At 30.3% G+C, this 24,272-nt stretch carries 19 protein-coding genes; 4 read left to right on the top strand and 15 right to left on the bottom strand.

Going from position 1 to position 24,272, the window contains the following annotated elements; genetic code table 4:
- Positions 1-8: 8 nt before the first annotated feature.
- The 5 genes from MAGA_RS02760 to MAGA_RS02740 form a co-directional block, all read right to left on the bottom strand.
- Entirely contained in the window at positions 9-992 is a 984-nt protein-coding gene (locus tag MAGA_RS02760) for a carbohydrate ABC transporter permease (RefSeq protein WP_013022136.1), read from the bottom strand.
- Positions 931-1,998 carry a carbohydrate ABC transporter permease gene (locus tag MAGA_RS02755; RefSeq protein ID WP_013022135.1) on the bottom strand — a complete coding sequence of 356 codons (1,068 nt, stop codon included), beginning with the start codon at positions 1,996-1,998 and terminating at the stop codon, positions 931-933. The genes MAGA_RS02760 and MAGA_RS02755 overlap by 62 nt, the downstream gene beginning before the upstream one ends.
- Positions 1,982-4,084 (bottom strand): ATP-binding cassette domain-containing protein, encoded by a 2,103-nt coding sequence (locus MAGA_RS02750; protein WP_013022134.1) that lies wholly within the window; start codon positions 4,082-4,084, stop codon positions 1,982-1,984. The genes MAGA_RS02755 and MAGA_RS02750 overlap by 17 nt, the downstream gene beginning before the upstream one ends.
- An 8-nt stretch (positions 4,085-4,092) precedes the next feature.
- Positions 4,093-5,265, bottom strand: coding sequence for a thermonuclease family protein (locus MAGA_RS02745; protein ID WP_013022133.1), 1,173 nt, complete (start codon positions 5,263-5,265; stop codon positions 4,093-4,095).
- 70 nt (positions 5,266-5,335) lie between these two features.
- Positions 5,336-7,501, bottom strand: coding sequence for a P68 family surface lipoprotein (locus MAGA_RS02740; RefSeq protein ID WP_013022132.1), 2,166 nt, complete (start codon positions 7,499-7,501; stop codon positions 5,336-5,338).
- A 279-nt stretch (positions 7,502-7,780) separates the two neighbouring features.
- Here MAGA_RS02740 and MAGA_RS02735 point away from each other — a divergent pair, with 279 nt between their 5' ends.
- Positions 7,781-8,188: an MAGa5490 family lipoprotein gene (locus MAGA_RS02735; RefSeq protein WP_013022131.1), complete on the top strand. Its 408-nt coding sequence runs from the start codon at positions 7,781-7,783 to the stop codon at positions 8,186-8,188.
- Positions 8,189-8,202: 14 nt separating this feature from the next.
- Here the strand turns inward: MAGA_RS02735 and MAGA_RS02730 are convergent, their stop codons facing one another.
- The 10 genes from MAGA_RS02730 to MAGA_RS02685 all read right to left on the bottom strand — a co-directional run bounded on the left by MAGA_RS02730 (position 8,203) and on the right by MAGA_RS02685 (position 21,010).
- Positions 8,203-9,918 (bottom strand): GIY-YIG nuclease family protein, encoded by a 1,716-nt coding sequence (locus MAGA_RS02730; protein WP_013022130.1) that lies wholly within the window; start codon positions 9,916-9,918, stop codon positions 8,203-8,205.
- A gap of 5 nt (positions 9,919-9,923) precedes the next feature.
- The gene (locus tag MAGA_RS02725; RefSeq protein WP_013022129.1) at positions 9,924-10,265 is read right to left on the bottom strand and encodes a hypothetical protein; all 342 of its coding nucleotides are present in this window, start codon (positions 10,263-10,265) and stop codon (positions 9,924-9,926) included.
- Positions 10,266-10,280: 15 nt separating this feature from the next.
- The gene (locus MAGA_RS02720; RefSeq protein ID WP_013022128.1) at positions 10,281-12,002 is read right to left on the bottom strand and encodes a hypothetical protein; all 1,722 of its coding nucleotides are present in this window, start codon (positions 12,000-12,002) and stop codon (positions 10,281-10,283) included.
- A 31-nt stretch (positions 12,003-12,033) separates the two neighbouring features.
- Positions 12,034-12,870: a deoxyribonuclease IV gene (locus MAGA_RS02715; protein ID WP_013022127.1), complete on the bottom strand. Its 837-nt coding sequence runs from the start codon at positions 12,868-12,870 to the stop codon at positions 12,034-12,036.
- A 1-nt stretch (position 12,871) separates the two neighbouring features.
- Positions 12,872-13,708, bottom strand: a complete 837-nt coding sequence (locus MAGA_RS02710; protein ID WP_013022126.1) for an HAD-IIB family hydrolase — start codon at positions 13,706-13,708, stop codon at positions 12,872-12,874.
- A 139-nt stretch (positions 13,709-13,847) separates the two neighbouring features.
- Entirely contained in the window at positions 13,848-15,344 is a 1,497-nt protein-coding gene (locus MAGA_RS02705) for a hexose phosphate transporter (RefSeq protein ID WP_013022125.1), read from the bottom strand.
- A gap of 266 nt (positions 15,345-15,610) precedes the next feature.
- The gene (locus MAGA_RS02700) at positions 15,611-17,833 is read right to left on the bottom strand and encodes an MSC_0775 family lipoprotein (RefSeq protein ID WP_013022124.1); all 2,223 of its coding nucleotides are present in this window, start codon (positions 17,831-17,833) and stop codon (positions 15,611-15,613) included.
- Positions 17,834-17,900: 67 nt separating this feature from the next.
- Positions 17,901-18,806, bottom strand: coding sequence for an MAG4940 family membrane protein (locus tag MAGA_RS02695; protein WP_013022123.1), 906 nt, complete (start codon positions 18,804-18,806; stop codon positions 17,901-17,903).
- 9 nt (positions 18,807-18,815) lie between these two features.
- A complete protein-coding gene (locus tag MAGA_RS02690; protein ID WP_013022122.1) occupies positions 18,816-20,018 on the bottom strand; it encodes an acetate/propionate family kinase in 1,203 nt (400 codons plus the stop codon).
- A gap of 17 nt (positions 20,019-20,035) precedes the next feature.
- Positions 20,036-21,010 (bottom strand): phosphate acyltransferase, encoded by a 975-nt coding sequence (locus tag MAGA_RS02685; RefSeq protein ID WP_013022121.1) that lies wholly within the window; start codon positions 21,008-21,010, stop codon positions 20,036-20,038.
- Between the two features lie 319 nt (positions 21,011-21,329).
- On the opposite strand from MAGA_RS02685, the gene MAGA_RS02680 reads away from it, so the two are divergent.
- From MAGA_RS02680 to MAGA_RS02670, 3 genes are all read left to right on the top strand, one after another.
- Positions 21,330-21,566 (top strand): biotin/lipoyl-containing protein, encoded by a 237-nt coding sequence (locus MAGA_RS02680; protein WP_004023902.1) that lies wholly within the window; start codon positions 21,330-21,332, stop codon positions 21,564-21,566.
- A 204-nt stretch (positions 21,567-21,770) separates the two neighbouring features.
- Positions 21,771-22,742 (top strand): lactate/malate family dehydrogenase, encoded by a 972-nt coding sequence (locus MAGA_RS02675; RefSeq protein WP_013022120.1) that lies wholly within the window; start codon positions 21,771-21,773, stop codon positions 22,740-22,742.
- Positions 22,743-22,924: 182 nt separating this feature from the next.
- Entirely contained in the window at positions 22,925-24,172 is a 1,248-nt protein-coding gene (locus tag MAGA_RS02670; protein ID WP_013022119.1) for an AEC family transporter, read from the top strand.
- Positions 24,173-24,272 lie beyond the last annotated feature (100 nt).

The following is a 24,272-nucleotide window of genomic DNA, read 5'->3' as shown; positions in this document are numbered from 1 at the left end:
TCCTTCCATTAACCTTTAATAGCGCTACCTTGTCTAGAAATAGATGACATAATTCTTTTTCTAAAGATAAAGTAGAACACAAACATTGGCAGAATAACTAGCACAGCACCAGCCATTTTTATATTTTGGTGAATTCTAGTTACATTATCAATATTTTCACGTCCAACTTCAAATAGTCAAACTGACATAATTTCATAACCTTTGCCTGTGAAAAGCAATGCAGGTCATAAATATGAGTTTCATGAAGCAAGAGTTGTTAGAATAACAACTGTTAAAGTTGTAGGTTGAACCATTGGCATAGCTATTTTGAATAAATATTTAGCACCAACAGCACCATCAACCATTGCAACTTCTTTAATTCTTCCTGGAATTGCTTCAAAAGCATTTCTAAACATTAAAGCATTAAAGATTGAAGCCACAAATGGCAAGGCAATCATGGCAATAGCACCCATGAAGCTTTTAAGCACATCAAATTGGTTATCCAAAGAAATAACAACTTTATATTGACCAAATAATAAAGCTACTTCAGGGAGCACAAGTAGTGAGATGAAAAAGCCTCACATAACTTCCTTGCCTCTTCATTTTTTAAGTGAGAAAGCATATCCACAAAGCATTGTGACAAAGATTTTTAAAACTATCGAGAATATAACATTGGCAAATGTTAGTCAGAAAGCGTATCAGTAACCTTTACTATCTTTGCTTCCTTGTGCAGCTTCAATATAGTTTTGTCACTCTCATGACTTAGGTCAGAAACTAAAGTGACTTTGTAATTCTTCAGCTTGCGACTTAGGCATAACTGAGATAGTTAACATGTAGAAAAATGGGAAGAGGACAATAGCAGCGAATAATACTAAAATGGCAATCTTAAGAAATGATCAAGTAACTAAAGATACAACTGAGTTATCTCTAACTTGATTGGCAGTAGTTTCTTTATTCTTTCTTAGTTTGATATTCGATCATCACTGGCGAATTTTTAATCTTGTTCCAAACATTAGATTCTCCTAAATTAATTGATGCATGTATTACTGCATTAAATCCTCTTCTAATAATTAATGAGTATGTAAAACCAATTACAAAAAGCATAACAGCAGAAGCTGAAGCTAAAGCATCATTACCTTCTTTAGTCATGTGGTATACATAAAGCATTAGTGTTGAAGCACCATTAACAATAGCATCATTAGGCCTGTTGTTAAATAATGCTAGTGGGAAAACTTTAATACCATTAATAATTCCAAGTGTAATTAAAAATGTTGTAGTTGACTTAATTGATGGAAGGGTGATAGTGAAGAATTGTTTAATACCACCAATTCCGTCGATTGAAGCTGATTTATAGAGGTTTTTGTCAACTGAAAGCATTGCAGTTGTAAAGATTAAAACATTAAATGCAAGGCCTGATCATATACCATGAATTAATAGTGGGAATAAAGCTTCGAAGGCAAATATATCACCTTTTTCCAATCATGGAGTGTTGATTTTGAAAATGGTGTTAAACATACCATTAGGTGCAAAGAATTGAATAAATGATAGTGATACAGCAACGGCATTAGTCATATATGGTAAGAAGAAAATGCTTTGTCATATTCCTCTAGCTCACTTACGATAAACGCTTGCTATACATGATGATATAAGCAGTGATATAGCCATAACAAATGGCAATACTATAAGCCCATACATCAAGGCGTTTCTTACACCAACAGCATATTTTTCATCAGATAATAAATCAGCAAAGTTTTTAAAAGTAAAGCGACTTACTCCTTCATCATCTTTAATAAAAAAAGCTGATTCTAAGTTAATAATAAAAGGAACAATGGTAAAAGTTAATAATATTATGATTGTTGGAAGCAGCATTGAAAAAGGTTTTCAAGCAGGTGTTCTTTTATCAACTACAGATTCAGAAAGAGACTGTAGTTTTTTATTTGCTTGCTTATTCATAGCCACTTTGGACAAGGCAGGTGACTTGTGTGAAAGCTTAGCTCAAAAACTATTTTTTAACTTCATACTCTACTCTTTCGTCATTTGCCTTGTCAAATATGTGAAGATGGTTAGCGGGAAGATTGAAGTAAATTTTATCGCCGATATTGTAGTCAAAGTTGTTTGAAACCAAGAAGTTAATGTCGCCAGCTTCAGCAACTTCAACAATTAGCTTGCTTTCTTTTCCAAAGTTTTCAACAGCTTTAACTAGTCCACTGTAATTAGCTTCAGATTCAGAAGATTTAATATCAAAGTCTTCGGCTCTTACTCCGACATTGCAACTAAATTGATCATAGTTATTAAAAGTAATGCCTTTAACAGTTTTGCCTAAAACAGTAAGCTTACCATTTTCATATTGACCAGGGAATAATCCCATTTCTGGCATACCTAAGAAGCGAGCAACAAATTTATTTTTAGGCCTGTTATATAGCTCTAATGGTGAACCAAGTTGTTGAACTTTTGAAGTCGACATACATACAACAATGTCGCTAATTGACATAGCTTCTTCTTGGTCGTGAGTAACAAAGACTGTTGTAATGCCAAGGTTTCTTTGGATTTGACGAATTCATTGTCTTGTTGAAATACGTAATTTAGCATCAAGGTTAGAAAGTGGTTCATCCATTAATAAAATATCTGGTTTTTTAACAATAGCACGGGCAATAGCCACACGTTGTTGTTGACCACCTGAAAGTCTTGTAGGTTTTTTCTGCAAGATTGGCAATATTTCAACTCTTTTAGCAACTTCCATAACTTCATTAAAAATAGCTTTTTTAATTGAAATTATGTCTTTTGAAAGCTCATATATTTCGTCTCTTTGCGCTTCTGATAAATTAGCACTTTTGTGCTCATTATCGTCTTTCATAACGGCTTCAAGGTTGTATTTAGCATAAATTTCATCAGCATAAGTTTTAAATACTTTGTAAGCTATAAAACGCATGTGCTTAAAGTTGTATTTTAGTTTTTTAAGCTCAGACTTGCTTGAAGCTTTTAAATCTTTATCAGCGTTTTTAGCTTCTTTAAGCTTTTCTTTAGATTCAGCCACTGCTTTTTCACCATTTTCAATAGCTTTAAGTGAATTCATGCAGTATTTGTAGTATAGGCTTGCTTTAATTAATTTATTTTCGGCATTTAAAAGCTCATACTGATCTTCTTCTGAATAATCTTTTCACTCAATGTTTGAAATATCTGAAATAACTTGTTGAAGTTCATTGTATTTCGTTGTAGCTTCTTCAATAGTTGAAACTTTCTTAAATGAAAGAAGTGATTTATCAAGAGTATTTAAAAATTGGCAAGCAGGATATTCTGATTCATCTTTAAGCGCATTATTAAGTTTAAGAAGATTAAAGTGCTTTTTGATTTTATCTTTTTTAAGCTTGTATGACTTTTTCAAACTGTTAAAAGCTTTTAAAATTGTTTTTGAAATTGTAGCTAATTCACCTTCATAGTGGATTTTAGCTAGCTTATAGTCAGTCTTAGCTTTTTCAATAATTTTATTGTTTCTAACTATAAAATTATTAAGCTCATAGTCAACTTCTTTTTCGATGTTTAAGTAAACATTTCATAAGTTGTTGATTTTGTTTATTTCTTCATCAAGAGCACCAAGAGTTTTTAAATAAAGGTTTTTGATTTTGATAATTGCGCTATTTTTTTTATCAATAGCTTTATTTTGTCACTTAACGTCATTTTTAAGTGGAAAAGCAATATTGTCAAAAACACTCATGTGTGGATAAAGAGCATAGTTTTGAAAAACAAAACCAAGTTTTCTTTGCTGTGGCGATAAACTAGTAACATCTTTACCATTAAAGTAAACATTACCACTAGTAATTGTTAATAGTCCGCTTATTGCATTCAGTGTTGTTGTTTTACCACTACCAGAAGGACCTAAGAGCGTAACTAATTTACCATTAGGAATTTTAAAACTAACATTATCAACAGCTAGTGTTTCGCCAAAGTCGATAATTACATTTTTTAATTCAATCGCAGGTACTTCTTCTGCATCCGTGCTTGAATTAAGAATTTTTTCTGACAATCTATAGTATTCTGATAGATTATCATCAGTGACTTTAGCAGTTGATAATTTAATATTATCAATAAGTTTTCGTAGTCAAATCATATGGTTCCTTATTTGTTTTTGTATGAATCATTGATCAAGTTAATGCCTTCAATGTTAAATAAATTTCTTTCAGATTTTTTATCTAATAAAGTTCATTTACCATTAGGTTTCATTCTATAAATATTTGATTGAATTCAGTATGGCAAAGCAAAAGTTTTGAAAAATCCTTTTTTGTTTGTTATAGCAAATTCAAATGCATTAGCTAGTTGTAAAAGCGCATAGTGTTCTCAGTAAAGAGGGTTTCTAGCAAAGTTTAATGCTTGAGAAACATCACTAAAGTAAGGCAGGGTTAAACCTGAACGTGTTATTTCAACTGAATATAAGTATTTGTAATTTTCTCCAAAGAATACATCACCAACTCATCTTCCAAAAGCATCCTTTTGATCGGCATAAACCCTAACTTTTGAGCCTCTTGGCACAGCTTCTTCAGCAAATTTTGAAGATAACTTTGCATAATTGTGCTCAAAGTCTTTGCTTTTGTTTCCACCAACATACTTTTCAGGAGTATCTATTCCAGAAATTCTGATTTTTGTTTCTTCGCCAACTTTAACTGTTGTATTAGAAGAATCAACAGCAGTAACTTTTACTTTAGGTGTATCACCATCGCTTCATTCTACAATTTCAGCATCAAAATATTTAGCTTTTAGTTTATCTCAGTCTATATTTTTAAACTCAAATGCATTAGTTTTGTTGCTTTCAAAACTGTTGTAAACTGAATTGAGCGAGTGAAGCACAAATTTGTCATTTTTTATGCTTAATTTTCTATTTCATCCATCAACTAATTCAACAGTGTTTTCATTAGGATCCTTGTAAACTATTCTAAATTCTAAATTTATTTCAGCACTTACTTCTTTATCCTTATCTGCAGGAACAACTGTATCTTCATCAATTGCAGGAGGAGTTATTGAATATACTTTCAAAAAGAAGTCTTTTTCATCTGGTAATTCAAAAGTAGTGTTTTTAGTATAGTCAATACTGTTTAAATCTATAGAATCAGCTTTGTTGAAAATCCTTTTTCTCTCAAAGTATCCTAGTTCCTTAGTGTCAAAATTATCCGGTATAAATATTTCAGCAGCTTCTTTAGCCTTAACTGTGCCTTTATCGCATGAAGCCGAAATTACTGGTGATATAACAGAAATGCCAGCTGAAATAAAAAGCATATTTTTTAATTGTTTTTTCATTATTTAATTTGTCCATTTCATTAAATAAACCAGTTCAACTGGTTTATTTTGTGTAGCTAAAGTTTTAGTGCTAGTTATTGATAAATGAGCTACTTAAAGTAGTAACTTGTCCTTTGATTTCTGTATCAAAGTCTTTAAGTTGTTCATTATTCTTAGCTTTTTGATATGCTGATCTAAATGCTGAACCTAAGTTTTCTCTAAATGATGATGAGTAGAAACCGGCAGGCTCTTCATAAATTACTACATCTTTATTTTTAACTGTTTCTTTTAATTCATTGTATGTGTGAGCAATGTATTTGTTTGTATATTTAGATGTGTCAGTGTTTTCAAAACCTTTAACAGGGAACACATATGAAGCAGCATCACTAATAAAGAATGCAGGGGTAACACCAGTGTATTTCTTTATTTCTTTAGTTAATTGTTTGTCTTTATTATAGTTTCCAAAAGTAATGTCAATTTTGTCTAATGATGTAAGGAATTTAGCAAAGTTTTTAGCAGCTCTGTCAGGTTTTGCACCTAAACTTACACCAATAAGTGATGGCCCTTGAGCATAAACTACTTTTCTCTTGCTAGTTTCATCTCATTTACCAGGCACAGGAAAGGCGATTAATTCATTTTCTTGCAATGTTCCAGTTGACGATAGTTCTTTCTTGTCTAATTGCGTTTGGTCCTTAAAGAAGAATACCTTATACTTAGCAGGATCCTTTGATTTAGTTTCTATTACTGTACCAATTTCAGTTCCCTTATTTTTTACAGTCTCAATATCTTGTTTGTTATCTTCTTTTATGAATAAAAGTCATTGATTTTTTGCATTCTTAGGATCATTACTTGTTATATCTTTAAGCACTGTATCTATTTTAGCATCTGTAGAAGCATCAAGAGATTGGTAGCTATATTTTAATGCCTTTTGTTTGTCGCCAGTTAGCTTGCTTTTATCAGTTACTGATTTAAAAATGTAATTAGTGTGATCCCCTGAAAGAACAAGGAGATCCATGTCGTCTTTGCTTTTAGCAGTGTTTTTAAATTCTAAGTCTTTTTCACCTTTAAAGTCTGTGTCTTTAATAGTTAAAATAGTTTTCTTTGAATCGCCACTAAGGAAGTTATGTCTATAACCCGCTGTTGAACCTATACCAAAAGCATATTCATGTTTTGTTTGGTATGAAGAAGTATATTCGCCTCCAGCCAATAATGTTAATGACTTAGCTTGTAGTGATGACTTAAATTTATCATACACTTTTGAAAGGTTTTGAACTCCTGGATTGTTTGAGTTCTTAAATGATGAATAGCTTACAGATGTCTTTTTATTCTTGCTACCAGTTTTAATAAAGAAATCACTGGTTTTGTTAATTAAAGAATACGGTAATGTTTGAACTACAGATGAAACGTCATCAACACCAAGAATGTGGAGTCTTGAGTTTTGTGCTGCTGAGTTTTTGAAGCTTTTTTGTGCAATATCAGCAAAAGTAAGCAACTCTCTAAAGTTTTCAAAAGTGCTTTGTTTTATGGTTAGACTCTTAACAGTAGTAGCTTGACTTTCTACAAAGTCGCCCCATAACTCTTTAACTGATGATTCATCACCCTTACCATTTTTCATAATTTGTTTATATCTGTCAGAGTTTTTAAACGACTCATCAAACTTAGCGCCTTTTTCCTCAAAGGTTTTGAAAATATATTGCAATACCGGAGCATTAGCAGACATAACAGTAATTGACTTAAATATTGGAATTATGAATGAACCATTTTTAGGTAAGTTTTCTGTTGTTTTATTAGCAGTGGTAAACTGTTCACTTATATTATCAAGATTAACATTTATATCTTTGTCATCGTCTTCAAAGTTTAATAATTTTTCTCTCTTGTATCTATCAGTTATTTTCTTTGAAGCTAATTTAGAAGCTAAAGAATTATAGTTAAATGTTAAGCTAACAATTTCTTTTGTCTCAGCCTCTAAGTCTTTTATTATTGAGTTCTCACCTTCAGCATACCCTGAACCTAAGTGTTTTATGTCAACTGGTAAAAAGTGTTTGTCATTTTTGTGAGCTTCATTATAGTAATGAATCAATGAAGTTATTGCATTTCATTGTGGTTGGCCAGAAGAAAAAGTTACACCAACTCATATTTTTTCTGTATCTTTTCCTAATTCTTCATAATCTTTATCAACACATTTTGCTGAAACTGCAGCAAAAATAGGGATAGTTGCAGAAGAAAGCCCAATCATTAATTTATTTTTCTTATTCATAATATGTCCTTAAATATTTTTATGTGCAATGCGCCGTATTGTAATAGTTAATATTACAATTTCACATTGTATTTTAATTATAATATTTAAACTTAGTATTATTTGAATAGCCTCTAAATGAGCATAAAAATGGGAACAAAATTAGCATTTTTATGGCAATTTATCCTTCTTACAAAATTAATGAAATAATTAATTTATAATTAAATATTGCTTATAGGGATTTTTTAAAATACTTACTATTTTAAGTAAGTCAAAATTAAAAATTAAGCTCAAAAACATATGAATAAAATAAAACTTTCGCTTTTAACTGCTATTTTGCAAGCGCCTTTAATAGTTTCTTCAACTGGATGTTTTGTTTCTGATAAAGAATACAAAACATACTTAAAAAATGTCAAAATAATTTATGATTTTGAGCTAACTAGACCAGTTGTTAATGAGCAAAAATGAGCTGAATATAACCGTAGCTATAATTCTTTTAAAAAATGGTTTAAAAAAAGAGTACAAAAAGTACCACAAAATCCTTATGCTACTCAGGCCTTTGCCACAATGAATGTTATTTTAACTAATGCTAATAAAACATATAGCATCTGATATGATGCAGTTTTAAATAATAAAAATATAAGTGATGATGAGAAAATCAAACCTGAATTTTGAGAGATAGACTTGAGTAAAAGAACAATAGGATAAGCGCTATTGCTCTTTTACTCATAGTCCTTGTTTTTAATGCTTTTAGCAATATTAATTGGCACAATTTTTGCTAATTCTTCAACTGAAGCATCATAAATCTTGGCATAGCTTTTAAAATGATTTAAAAGCTTTTGCTCCATATTGTGTCCTAGGCCTTTAATGTTTCTTAGTTTGCCTTCAAGTGAGCTAATTTTTTGTCTATTTCTAAAGTGAGACTTAGCAAATCTATCTACCTCAATTTGAATTTGTGCTAGATAATTATGTAGTTCTAAGTCATTAACATAAATTTCATTTAAGTTCAAATCAATTAATGCTCTTGTTTTATGATGTTCATTTTTTACTAGTCCAATTACAGGTATATTGAGGCCTAAGAATTTAAGTGTCTTTTTAGCTTCATTAACTTGTTGTAAGCCACCGTCAGTTATAATTAAGTCAAAGTCTTTTGAGTTTTTATCACTGCTAAAAAACTTTGTAATTGATTGTCTAATATAATCAACATCAGCACTACGATAGCTTAGCGCTTCAAGATTGAATTTTCTATATAAACTTTTGTTTTTAATGCCGTTAGTATAAACAATTGCTACACCGACTGGATTTATGTTGTTAACATTAGAGTTATCAAAAATTACAATATTTTTTAGTTTAGGCAAGTTTAAATATTTATTTAGTGAACTAAGCATACTATCAGCTTTTTCAAGCTGATTTTGCATAATAAGATGTTCTTTTTCATAATAATCATTTAAATTAAGCAAAGCAAGATCTAAAACCTTTTTGTTTGTACCTATTTTTGGGCTAATAAATTTATAGTCACTAGATAAGTTGAGATCATATTTTAAGATTTCTTCTTGCACAATAAAATTATCAGGAAGTATTTTATCGGCATAAAATTGTTCAAAAAATACTCTAATTGATTCATCAATACTTATTCCTAATGGTATTGTTAAATTTACTTTGTTTATTAAAATACCATAACGGTAAAAAAGTACAGTAGCATAAATTAATTTTTCATCTGTTTTATAGGCGAATACGTCAATATTTTTATATTGACTAAGCTCAATAATTTGGCTCTCTTTAAGCTTTTTTAAGTAAGTTAAACCATCACGTAAAAACAAGGCTAGTTCAAATTGCATATTATTAGCAGCAGTATGCATTTTATTGGTTAAATCATTTAAATAATTATTGTTTTTAAAGCTTAGTATTTCCTTGATTTTTGTAAACTGATTTACTCAAAAGTTGCTATCCTTGTTTTTGATTAATAATCCATTTTCATATAAAGCTTCATGCTGTAAAAGTTTTAAAATAGGCTTAGCACCGTATCCAGAAGGAAAAGGGCCATAGTAGAATGTGTTTTTTGTATCTTTTGCATTAGCCTTTCTTGACAAGGTGATAAGCAATGAATCTTTTAAAAGTTGGACTTTTAAATAAGGATATTTTCTGTCATCTAAAAGCAAGATATTAAACTCAGGATTGAATCTATCAACCATTGCTTTTTCTAGTAATAAAGCCTCTTTATTTGTTTTGCAAATATAAACTTCAAAATCAGCAACTAAAGACATTAGTTTACTTGTTTTATATGAATTAATTGCGCCATCAAAATATTGCAGCAATCTCTTGCGCAAATTTTTAGCCTTGCCAACATATAAAACATTTTGTTTAGCATCTTTTCATAAATAAACACCGGGACTAGTTGATGTATTTTTGAGTTTTAAAATAATTTCATTTTTGTCCATAATGCCTAATTTATAGCCTCTTGCAATCAATCAATAAGTATTTCTTTAGGATATAGGTTATGGCCTAAATTGTAAACTGTGTTGTTCTTTAGTATGCAAAATGTTGGCGTTTCTAAAACTTGGAATCTAGTGTTTGGCACTTGATAAAGCCCTGATTCAATTGCATCTATTTCAATAAATTTTATGATAGTATACTTGCTAAAATAATTCTCAACTTTTGAAACAATCTCTTTCATAAGTCTGCTATTTAAGTCATTTTCTAAAACAAACAGTATAAAAAATATACTGTCAGCATTTCTGGGATTTTCATAAAGACTTTTAGCATCTCTTCAAAACATTCTTGTCATATGTTTCCTTAGTAATTATTTATTGTCAGATAAAATTGGGCTTATTCATGAATTTTGGTCATCAAAATTTGAGTATTTTTGGCCTTTTTCATTTATTTTATTAACTAATTTCTTATTATCATTTTCAAAATCAAAATCAAGAATTAAGCTTGAATCATTTGATGGCTTGGCATTATTAAAATTATCCAATTTGATTGTTTCATAGGACTTTTGATCATTATTATCAATATATAATTCACTTGTGTTTATATAAAAGTAAGGTTCATTAAATTCAAGCAAATTACTACTATTATTTTGGTTAGAAACTAGACTAGTTTCTTCATTAGCTATGTTATTATGCTCTGATTCTGGCTGGGTATTATCTAGTTCTAACTCAACAGTGTCAATGTTAAAATTAGGCTGATTTATAGGGTTATTTGACACAGCTGCCACAGGATCATCATTTAAAATCGAGCTCACATTTAGATTGTTATTATCAAATTCACTAGCAGCTTCATGTGTATCAGTTTGGTATAAAAAGCCTAAATTTGCATTTTGACTTATTTCAGTTGTTTGTATTTGAATTTCATCAGCACTAAATTCATTAGTATATGAACTAAATTCTAATTGATTAGCATCATACTCATTTACATTTTTAGTATTTTCAATCAAAAGCGATTCAGGATTGACTGACGATATTAATAAGTCAGGCTCAATATTGATTTTCTGAAATATTTTAGATTCGGGTTTTGACTCTTTTGATTTTTTGGAGTCATTATTTGAGCCATTATTCTTGTTTATAAATGTGATAAACTCTTCATTTTGAATAATTTCATCTAAATTATTCTCAATTTTATCTAGTAAAACAGAATATTTAGTTTTATAAATCTCTATTTTCAAAATGCTAGCAATTAAAGCCAAAAGATTGAAAAGATTTTTGGTTTGATTAGTTAAATAAAAACCGAGTTTGTTTTTATAAATATATTTTCTAATATCTGGAAGTGTGACTTTATTTATATTTAAATTCTTTAGATATTCTCTTGGCTTAATTGTAATTAATTTAAGTCATGAAAAGCCGAAAATAAACAGTGCTATTAGTCATGATAAATATGGCGAAAAGGTCAATAAAACAGGCAAATTGAGCAAAGTGTCAGCATATGCACCAATGTTAAAACTAGCATTAGGTAATTCATTGCTAAATTTTGTTTTCAAAATAGAATTTTCATTTGTAAATGAATAAATTCAACCTTTTTTAAATACGTCAAGTATTTCATTTTTTGAAATAATTGTTGTATGTAAGTCAACACGAAAAAAAAGTAAAACTGAATGATAGATTATTGTAATAACTAGTAAGTTTAATCATATAAAAATAATTGTTTGTTTTTTTAGTGTTAAATAATTAACTTTTTGATGGCTAAAAAACCAGCGAAAGTATTTATTTTTTAAAAAAGGACTCAGTCAATTTAGAATTAAAGTTAAATAAAAGCCAATTAAAAACAAAATCATTAAATCGCCAAAAGCTAGGCCAAAAGTATATAGATATACTAGTCTTAAAATGTCAATTTTATTGCTCTTAGCTATAAAATTATTGTTATATTGAAGCAAAATGAAAAATGCAGTAATAAACAAGAAAATTATTAATTTTAATAGCTCAATGCCAAAATTGAGCTTTATAAAATATAATGGCTTGTCACTATCATTATTTTCAATGTTGCTTATGCCAATTTTATTAATGATTTTATTGTAATTAGCTTTCATAGAATTAAATTATATTAGTTATTTACAAATATTATTTTGCTTTATGTTCAAGAAGCATTTTTATTTCCTGGTCATAAATGGGTTTATCGTCAACTCAAGGTGTTTCTAAAATAATAGGAATGTTGTCAAAATCTGGATCATGAACAAATTTGGCTAGTGTTTCAAGTCCAATAAATCCTTTGTCTATATTTGCATGTCTGTCTTTATGACTGCCAAGTGAGTTTTTTGAATCATTTAAATGAATAACTTTAATGTGTGGAAGCAAGTTATATTTATTAATTTCTGTTTTAAATTCTTCATATTTGCTTATGTCATAACCAGCATCAAAAATATGGCAGGTGTCTAAGCAAACTGCAAATCTGTCATTTCTTATTTTATGTATAAAATAGTTGATTTGGTCAAAATTAATGCCTACTTCAGTGCCCTTACCAGCCATAGTTTCAACGCAAATGACTACATCTTTTGTCCTGCTTAGTATTTGCTTTACTGAAGCGATAAAAGTATCTAATGACTCTTGCACGGAAAATGTTGTATAAGAGCCAGGGTGCAAGACTAAATACTTAGCACCAATATAGTTCATTTTTTCAATTTCTTGAACTAAAAAGTCAATTGCAAACTTATTTTTGCTTACGCTTGAAGGATTAACGATATAAGGTGCATGCACTATTATGTCATCTGGAGTAATTAATTTTGAATACTTTTCTAAGTATTCATTATATTTATATTTTTCAACTGATACTCTTTTAGTTGTTTGAGGAGCACCAAGATATATCATCATGCAATTAGCTTTGTTATTTACTGATTCAGCTGCTGCTCCTAACAAGTAATTAGGAGATTTAAAAGAAATGTGACTGCCTAATTTAATCATTTTATGCCCCTTTTATTTTCTTGCCTCTTTCAATAAAGTATTTGTAAATTCCACCATTTTTGCTTTTTGGCGCTATTTCATCAGCTGCACTTTTTAATTTGCTAGTGCCGTTTTTCATAGCAACTAGATGACCAACAAAAGCTCTAGTGGTTAAGTCTGAATCTGAATCTCCAATATGAACTGCATCTTTAGGATTTATTTGTTTCTCTTGCATATATAATGAAACAGCTAAACCTTTATTAGTTTTAGCTGAAGTTACTTCTATAACATAGTTTGCGCTAGCTAAATGAGAATTGCAGTATTGATCAAATAGTGAATTGAACTTAGCTAAAATTTTGTGTGCTTTAAACTTATTTTTAACAACTAGGGCTATTTTAGTGATATTAATATGATTCATAACATCAAGCTTTTTAAATGTGCTAATAATATGAAACTTAGATGAAGCAAAAAATTTAATAAAAAACTTTTCAATAGCATGTTGTGTGTAAATTGATTCACCATTTTGGTCAAAAATTACTAGCATTAATTTGTTGTTTCTTGCAAATTCTATAATTCCTGGTAAGACGTTAGTATCTATAAAAAATGCATATTTGCGCACACTATTAATGTAAATTTCAGCACCAGATGAGCAGATTGCATCACTAATTCCTAGTCTATGCATTGTGTGCATTACATGTTTATCATTATAACTTCGCCCAGTGTTTATTACTATGTTGGCAAAGTTTTTGACTAAGAGCATAGCTGTAAGATTTCTGTGGCTAATTCTATCGCCAACTTTTTTATCAAATAATGTGCCGTCAAGATCAATAAAATATGTTTTATTGTTTTCAATATCCATATTACTATTATATAAAAAATATTTAGCATAAAAACTTTAGAATGCTGATTAAGTTGGGGTGAAAAAGCTATAGACTGGCTTGCAAAAAATAAACAAAATAGGCCTAGTGAATAAGCCTATTTGTTAGTTATTTAATAACTTATTTTTGTTCCATTTTTTGTTCCATCATTGATGGTGATTTTTGTCATGGGAATGTTTTAGCATCATCACGAGGTTCTTTAAGCAATGCAACACCACCAAGGGCGATTAATGTTGTCACAACAATAATTATTGTTTGAATTAATCCAACTGTTTGTTTTGATAATGATTCATTTAGTGGAACTACAGAAATAATAATGAATACTATTGTGTAGAAAATGTAACCGAATCCTCAAATTAAGCTGAACATTCAGCCAATTGTCTTAGGGTCTCTGTCTGCGTATTCATGTGGCAAGTTAAGCATAACACCTTGAATACCTCAAGTACATAAACCTGTTAAGAAACCAAAAATGTATAGAAATACTAATGAAACATAGTACTTGCTACCAGCTGCTGCTTTACCATCTGATAATGCTGCAATTGCTGCATTTTCGCCATTTCCACCAGCAACACCATATACAAAGACAACTGTAGATAAGATAAAGAAGATAACTGCAAGAGTAATAATTGCACCAACAAATCATCTTCTCTTTAAGTTAAATCTTGATCATAGACCAATTGAGATAGGCCCAACAAATACCGCAGCTAAGAAAATAACTTGTCAAATCTTAGCAATCTTTTGGAATTGTGGCAACACTGCAGGGTCTGTAATATTAGCCATATTTGGTCAGATAACATGTGTTAATGCTGTAGGGAACACAGCGATTGCTAATCAACCACCATATAATAGAATTCATGCATAAGTTGATTTTTTCTTTAAGTAGTCACCAAGAATTGCAAAACCACTTCTTTTAGCTACTTTAGGAGCGTTTTGACCTTCTGTCTTAGCAGGAACGTCAAAATTAGTACCAAATACTCCAATAACAACTAATGGAATAAGTGATAATGCGCCTAAAAGTGTGAACACAAGTTGTCAGTTCTTTTGTAATGATTCAACATTATTTCCAAGAATAACAAATGGAATAATTGAAATGATTGTACCAAGTGGGTAGAATCAAATTCCAAATTGTGAAATTAGAGCTTTTTGTTTTGGACCAAAGAAGTTAGCAACTACTGGTTGAGTTAAAATAATTAACATTGTGCCACCGATTGCCATTATGGTTCTTAAAACAACAAAACCAACATATCCACCGCCAGTTCCAGGCATAAATTGAGCAGGAATGCCTACTAAACACATTGCTATAGCAATGAATGTAGATCATTTGTGGAATAATCTAGCTAATAGGAATGCAACTGCAACTGAACCTAAACCACGGCCAAAGGTAATAGCTCAGTTTGCGGCTGTATTTTTAAACTGGAAACTCTTATCAGCAACAATTCCGAAGTAGCCAAGGAATCCAGCATGTTTAGTGCCGTCCACGACACCCTTACCGCCTAAACCAACTGTAAATCCTCAGTTGGCTATAAATAGCAAGTATGCAAATGAAATAAAACCTCAAATGATAAAGCCATATGCTACTTTATGCTTTTGAGATCATTCATGAATTTTTTGATTCATTGAATCCTTTCATATTAAATAAATTTATTTAATAGTAATTAAGGTTTTCAGTAAGTTAATATGTAGAGAAATAAATATTTTTACTAATCCTATGAACAATTACTGGCATATATACCAATCAAAGTTATATGCAAAATTATTATACCAATTTTGTCATAAAACAGGCCTATTTGTACACTACTACCATATAAATTTAAGTATTAATATTAGTTGTAGCGAGTTTTGTAAAACAAAATAAAAGCCACACAGTGTGTGGCCAAGTTTAATTATTTATTAAGTTCAAATAAGTCTTCTATACCAAAAGCAAATGTTCTTGAATCTCTTAATTTATAAACTAGGTTAGGATCGGCATAACCTTTACTTTGTTCTCTGCTAAGCATTGAAATTGTGTCAACATAAGCAGGCAATTCATCTAGCTTCTTATTTTTAATTATTTCACCTGTTGCTGGATTAACTTCATTAACCCCTTTAGGATTTAAGACACCCTCAACACCAATGTTTCCAACTTGTCTATAAGTAATTTTTCCATCTTTTTCAGTTTTATACTCATCAACTCTTTTATCAATATTTGCTTGGTTTGATGGCTTACTAAAATGATTTGGTGAAAGCCAAGCAGCTCTATTAGTGTATAGGTTTACATGGGCATGAGCCATTCAGCCACCATTAGTATCTGGTGTTCCCAAAAAGCCTATAATTTGGCCTTTTTTGACTTCTGTAGGAGTTTTTGCAGAAACTGTAGGTGCAACTTTAATTGTTCTATCATTTCCTAGTTTAACTGTTTCTGATTGTCATCCAAGCGCAGTATTATTTAATGTTTTACCAGCATCAAGGTGCAAGAATGACATATAAATATGTTTATCATTACCATTTAAATAAAGCTCTTTTTCTTTTGGACTTCAGTCTAAGTTGCCAACTGGAATTTTAATTACAACAACAGTACCAACACCAGTAGCTACAACCTTAGTTGTTAATTCATAAGCAGCTACAATTTGACCATCATATGGAGCTAAAACTGGCTGATAATCAGGAGCAAGATAGTCTTCACCAATGTGTAAGAATTTAGGAACAACTACATTGTCTGAATAAAATGCTCTTGCTGAAGCATAACCACCAGAGAATAATTGTGAATTATAGTGACCAAAGAATGTTTTATCAATACTTGGTAAGTTTTTAGTTGTTATTCCTTCAGTTGCAAAAGCTGGAGCATTGATGTTTTGTTTTGTAAATTGTTCTTCAAAAAGAAGTGAGTATCTACCTACTCCAACATGTTTTTCAAGCTTTATTGGATTAGATTCGCCTGCTACTTTAACGTTTAGAATTACTGTAGCATTTCTAAAATCATTTTCATTAGTTTCAATTTTCTCTATTTCAACTTTTTCAATTTTTGTACTTTTTACATTAACAAATAAATTGTCCTTTGTTAAAGCTGATAAATCACTATTGTGTTCAATGTTGCCAATTGTGTGAACATCAATTAACTCGCTTAGTTGTAAGTCACTTAACAATTTTTGTTCTTTAGGTATACTGAATTTACCAAGCACTGTTTTGCCTGCTTCTCAAACGGTAGTTTTCTTTTTAGTATCAAATAAAGAAACACCAATTCTTATTTTTGCATTTGCGCCACCTAAATCAGTACTATTTAAATCAATATCTTCAATAAACTTACTGAATTTAAGTGCATATTTTTCAGATTTATTGCCAACTTTAATTTCAATTTCTTTATCTTTTTCTCTGAGAATTTCATCTAATTTTGAGCTTGTTGCTGTTAGAATCTTTTCATATTGCTTAGAACTTAGTTCATGAATGCCATGCTTTTTAATATCTTGTATTAATTCTTCGTCAATATTTAGTAATTTAACTTCAAAATCTTGACTTGTTAGTGCTTGAATTTTTTCATAGTATGGTCTAAGTGCATCAGCAATTGGTTTTTCACTGTCTTTAACTTTTACATTTTTAAGCTTAAAGTCAATAATTTGTTGGCTGTATAAACCGCTTGGGTATTTAGCTTTATCATTTGAAGCTAATGGAAGGCCGACTTTAACTTTAAATAAAACATCATAATTATTGCCTGGGTCTCTAGTTACATTGTTGTAATCATATGAAAATTTGAGTCTATTTAATAACTCGTCACTATACTTAAGTTTTTCTTTAACAATTGTTTTAAAGGCCTTTGCGTCAAGTTTTATGTATTTACTCATATAGTTATTTTGCATCATTAAACTATATTCAACACTCTCAGGCTTACCGCCACCTTCAAATTTAATTAGCTCAGAGTGGTCATTTTTATCAAAGTAATCTTTGATGTTAGCAAGCAAGTTAACTTGGTTGTATTTTTCAAATAACTCAGAAGTCTTATTTGAATTACTATTATGAATAATTACATCAGAATTATTTTTTGGATCATTACATTTTGCAGATAAAACAGGAAGCAAGGCTGTAAAAGCAGCAGCTTGCGAAATGAATATTGCTTTTAGTTTTTTAGATTTCATAATTATCCTTATAAACTTATAAAATAGTTAAAAAAAGTATAAAAAAAGTGTCAAAAATATCATTTATTTATGAGACTGAAATAATCACACCAGTCTTGCTCTTTATTGCAACTGCAATAAATGCAATTATTATAGGAATAATAATTGTTAAAGCTAAGACAATTAAAAATTTATATAAAGATTGTAGGTATGCTTTAGTATTTTCTTTTTTATTTTCACTATTGCTTTTTACCAATAAGGCTGTTTTAATAACCAATTCGATTAATGGGAAAATTAAATGGAATGCAAAAAAGTCAAAATATGAGCTTATAAAGATAATAATACCCACAATTAATATCTCAATCAACTTAATTTGGAAATGATTAAGTTGATAGTTAGTAGTATCTATCATTGCACTAAAAGGTAAAAGAACAATAAGCATTGTAATAAATATTGCTTCTTTGATGCTATATTTACCTAAAGTCATTTGATGTTCTTTAGCAAATAAGCCTGCTAATCCAAATGATTTTAGTCACTCATAGTCAGCATTATTTTTAAATATTAATTTAAACGAGTAAAATAAGCCTATAAATAAGGCAAATCCGGCAAAACCACCTAAGATTTGAGCACCAAAAATATATGGCAATCCTTGTCATAAAGGTGCTCCAATAAGACCACTATTGCCAACCACTTGTCCTGTTTTACCAAAACCACGTAAAAAGCTTTGGAAAATTACAACAAGAGGATTAAGCATTGGATAAACAGGTAATTTTGAACCTATACTTGCAAAAGCTCAAGGCAAGAAGAAAGCTAAAGCAGTTGCTATTGTGTAACCAACTGATAAAAATACTTTATTTTTGTTCTTTTTAGATAAAAAAGACAAAAACATTCATGTAAAAACAAAAAATACAAGAAAAAGTACTGTAATAAACTCAAATGCAAAAGCAGTTGGATTCCAGTACCTTCGTAAAGCCGATCCTGGTAAATTTGTCATTCTATTCCTTTAGTTATGTGAATTAACTAGTTCTTTAACATATTTAGCAATCACTATTTCCTCATTAGTTCTCATTTTATAAATTGGAATCTCTGATTCTTTTGAAGAAATAAGCATATAGTCATCATAATTTGCTAAATTACTCTCTTCATCTAAGCATAATTTATATGACTTGACTTTGTCAATAATCATTTTTCTTAAAACTGAATCATTTTCGCCCATACCAGCAGTAAAGACTATTGCATCAGGGTAGTGTACTTTATTTAAGTACATTGCCATATAATCAACTACTCTTTGAGCATATAATTCAATTGCAAATTTAGCATCTTCATTCTCATTAGAAAGTTTGTGTAAATCTCTAATATCACTAGAAATTCCTGAAACTCCTAATAAGCCTGAATTTTTAACCAGCATATCAAAAACTTCTTGTGGATCTTTATGTTCTATTCTAATTAAATAATCTACAATTCCAGGATCAATTGCGCCAGATCTTGTGCCCATCATAAGTCCATCAGTTGAACTAAATCCTACTGAAATATCAAATGATTTGCCTTCTTTAATAGCACATAATGAGCTACCTGAACCAAGGTGTGCAACAACAATGTTAATTTTTTTCTTACCTAAAATTTGTTTCATTCTACTTGTTATATAGTCATGACTTAAACCATGGTAGCCAAATTTTTCAATGTTATATTTAGTAGCTCAGTCCTTGCTAATTGAAAATTGTTTATTTAGCTTAGGAATATCAGTGTGAAATGCTGTATCAGGAGTTACAATTTTTGGCACATTTGGTAAGTATTCAATAAAACCATCTAGTGCAGCTAAAAATGGCGGAGTGTGCAATGGAATAAATTTTTCTGCATAAGTTACTATACTATCTCTAACTTCAGGTGAATAGAAAACTGGAGATAAAAATTTAAAGCCTGCATAAGGAATTCTAAAACCGATTGCTTCAATTTCATCTAATTCGCTAATGAAATTGTGCTCTTTTCAATACTTAAGCAATTTTTCAATAGCAACTAAGTGTGTTGGCAAGTCTTCTTTATGCTCATATTTATTATTTTTATCTTTTAAAATCAAATTGCCATCTAATGCAATTCTTTCGCATATGCCTGTGCCTAATAGTTCCAAATCTTTATCAGCATATAAAGCTCATTTTAATGAACTACTGCCAGCATTGATAACTAATATTTTCTTAATTTTTTCTTTCATAATTCTCCATTTAAAGCTTATTTAAAGGTATATCCGTTCAAAATAGTAATAGAAGTAACATCAATAACATCAGCTACAGTTGCCCCACGGCTAAAGTCATTAATTGCCCCATTTATTCCTTGCAAAATTGCTCCAACAGCACCATAATTGCCCATTCTTTGTGCTATTTTGCAACCAATATTACAGCTTTCTAAATTAGGAAAAATAAATACTCCTGTTTCTTTTTGTGGTGCACTAGGAAACTTAGATTTTCTGACATTTAGATCATAAGCTGAATCAAATTGCATTTCACCATTAATTACATTTAGACCCTTTGAAGTAGCTATTTTTACTGCTTCTCTAACTAAATCAGGATTTTCACCCTTGCCCGAGTTATTAGTTGAATAAGTTAAAAATGCTCCTAGACTATTCATATTCATCATATTAGCAAAATTGATAGCATTAGCAGCTATATCAACTAATTGCTCAGCACTTGGTTTTTGCACTGTTGATGGGTCAGTAAAAATAAGTTGCTCATCATCTTTATGCATAACTATAATGCTAGAAATAGTTTTAATTCCTGGCTTTGCCCCAATGCACTTAAAAGCAGCACGCAAAATGTCAGCAGTTGAATAAATCAAGCCCCCAACAGCACTGTCAACAGCTTTAAGCTTTATCATCATTGCGCCATAATATGGTCTAGTTTGCATATTTTTAAAACAAGTTTCATAATCTTCTTTGCCAGCACGAAGTTCAACTAACTCTTGTGCATATGCCGTAATTGATTCACTTTCCTTACTTAAGATTATGTTTTCTAGTCCATCATCAACAACTTGGCTTTCATTTTCTAGCAGCATAATTGGTTTAGCTAAGTTGTTATTTTTGAAATACAATGCAGCTTCTCTAGCTCTTTTATCATCTCCATCAATGAACAAAACTGACAGTATTTGCTTTTGGCTTTTTTCTCTTAATAAAGAGTTAATATAGCCACTAAATTTTGATGTACTGTGCATAATTTCCCTTCCTTAAAAAGTAAATTGTTAAAAAAGTATATTAAAAAATAAAGACCCTAAAGCAATTATATTATTTTATATTTAAGCATAAAAACAATGTATGGAAAAGTTTCCTTTTCTTTTAGTATTTTTATTTACAAAAATAGCTTTTTTTGTGACAATATTAGTGGTTTTAAATAGATAGAAAACATAATTAATTGTTTTATAAACCATTATGATTAGTAAATGCAAATTAATTTATAATTAATTGTAGAAAATGGTTTATATAAACATTTATCATTTTGATATCAAAATTCAAAAATATTTAGGAGGAATTAATATGTTTAAAATGCAATTTACAGACGTTGGTGAAGGACTTCACGAAGGAACAGTTGTTGACGTTTTTGTTACTGAAGGTCAAGAAGTTAAAGAAGGTCAAGACTTATTCTCAGTTGAAACTGACAAAATGACAACAGAAATTCCTGCTCCAGTTTCAGGTAAAATTGTTAAGATTTTAATTTCTGCTGGTCAAGAAATCCATGTTGGTGAAGAAATCTTCCACATTGAAACAAACTAATTTTAGTTAGAAAATCATAAATTCAAGAGCTAAGCCCCTTGAATTTTTTATTTACTTTATTAGCGTAAAAAGAGCAAATTTTGTTGTGGAAATGTTTTATATTCTTAATTTGTAAGTCTATATTTAGTAAAATTAAATTAGTGTTAAAAGTCATTTTAGTAATGGTTTTTATTTAACACTTAATAATATATAAAGGACGAGTTTATGAAAAAAATTATTGTAGTTGGACTAGGTAATGTTGGATTTACATACATCAACACATCAGTAGCAAGAGGACTTGAAGCTGAATGAGTTTTAGTTGATAAAAATGTTCAAATTGCTGAAGCACATGCACACGATTTTGAAGATATGGTTTCATTGATGCCAAGAAATGGTTCAACATTTAGACCAGGTACATTATTAGAAGATTCTAAGGATGCAGATGTTGTTGTTATTACAGCATCAATTCCAGCTGACAAGACATTCTCAGACCGTATGGCTTTAGCAGGTGCTAATGCAAAATTAATGCAAAGCTTTGCTAAAGACTTAGATGCTGCTGGTTTTAAAGGTATTGTTGTAGTTGCTGCTAACCCATGTGATGTTATGGCTGCTGCTGTCCACTATGGAAGCAAAATTCCAGCTAACAGAGTTATTTCTGCAGGTACAAACTTAGAAACTGGTAGATTGAAGAAAATGCTTGCCGCAAAATTCAACACATCACCTGATGCAATTAGAGCATCAGTATTGGGCGAACATGGCGCAACTGCTATGATAGCTTGATCAACAGTTAAAGTTGGTGAAACAACTTTAGAAGGTTTAGTAGAATCTGGCAAGATTACTAAGGAAGACTACGAAGAAGTTCTTAAACAAGTTATTGCTGAAGCATTCTACATTTGATCACGTAAAGGTAATACACAATTTGGTATTGCAACATCATTATTTGAAATTACAAAAGCAATTTTAGATAATAGACGTACTGTGATGAATTTAGGCGTTAAAATTCCTGAAGGTTACAAACATGCAGGTATTTATGTATCAGTTCCTGTAATTATTGGTGAAAACGGATATGAATACCTTCCATTTAAACCAAGTTTAACAAAAGAAGAATGAGCAAAATTTGAAGCTTCAACAGAAGCTGTTGCTAAAGTTCACACAGAAATTCTTAAGTCAATCGGTGTTGATGCTAAATTTGAATAATTAATTTTGTTCAAATAATTAATTAAGTATTAAGTTACCCGCCTATTGTTTTATTACAAAAAAATGGAGGGGTAACTTTCTATACCCTTTTTGTCTAATTTTATATGTTCTTTTAAATGTGTTGCCTTTATCAAAATTTAATTTTTAAATCGTCCCACACTGCTGTGGGGGGGGGTCTTAAAATGGACAATTTTATAAAAGTAATTACAACGCAGGGAATGTGGGGGGCTGTAATTTCTACCATTGTCTTCGTTGCTATTGGTTTTGCTGCGACTAGGGCAAAAATAGTGACTAAAGAAATGAATGGTAGAATGTCTAAATTGGTTCTCAATTTCTTCTTACCATTTATGGTGCTTACCGCATTCATGCAAGATGCTAGCAAAGAGGATGCTGCTGCTGTAGGTATTGTGCTAGTATCAAGTTTAGTTTTCTATATTTTATTTACATTACTATCATATTTATTAGTTAAATTTGCTCCACGCTTTGTAGCAAAAAGAATTAATGCTAGAGCAGAAGAAATTTATACACAAAATAATGCAAATACTGCTGAAGGACAAAATACTAAGTCATTAGCTATAATTAAAAACGAAGTAATTGACGATTATAAGATGAAACTTATGACTAGTCAATTTATGTTAATTTATGGCTCATTACAATTCTTTGCCCTTCCATTAGTTCACTCACTTTCGGATGGAGTTATATTTCAACCTTTTACTAAAGCACTTTTACAAGTATGGTGTGTGCCATATCTTATTGGTGCTTTTGGACACGTTCCAGTCTTTTTCTCAGGACAAAAAGTAACTAAGAAAACAGCTGGTAAGGTTGTTAAATCATTAGCACTTAATCCAACAATTATTGCCCTATTTTTCTCACTAACTTTATGAGCATTGCAATTTGTTCCTGGTTTAGATACTAAATTTGTTAATGTTTATGAAGTGTCTAAAGATGGCAAAGGTTCTACTTTCTGAGGAGCATTCCCAACTGCCTTGCCTGCTATACATAAAACAATGCAAATTGGTACAGGTCTAGTTTCGCCGATTTCATGATTAGTTATTGGTGGCTCACTTGCAACTGGAAGCATTAGAAAAGCTATTAAAGACAAAGATGTTTTAATTACATCAACACGTAGAATGGTTACAGTTCCTTTAATTGTTTTATTAGCAAGCTACGCTGTATTTGCTGGATTTGTTCACGGCAAGATTCTTACAAAAGAATCAGCTGCAAGTATAGGAACATTATTTGTTCTTCTAGCAGCAACGCCACCAGCTGGAGTTTTATCAATTTATTCAGCTGCTAATGATCATAAATACACTGTCTATGTAGCACAAGTGTCGTCATTAACAACGCTTTTGGCCTTAATATTCTTACCGCTTTGATTAGTTATCTCATACTCAACATTTGGCCCAGTATTAGGCGCTATGTTAGGCTAGGTCATAAACAAAATAAAAAAGGAAATTACTTATTTAAGCAAGTATTTCCTTTTTTATTGCCTATGCAAAAGCAAAAAAATGAGCAAAATAATATAAAATT

This window comes from Mycoplasmopsis agalactiae (assembly GCF_000089865.1).
Classification (GTDB): Bacteria; Bacillota_I; Bacilli_A; order Mycoplasmatales; family Metamycoplasmataceae; genus Mycoplasmopsis; species Mycoplasmopsis agalactiae_B.
Note: the sequence above shows the minus strand (reverse complement) of the source record. Positions and strands in the feature narration are given on the sequence as shown.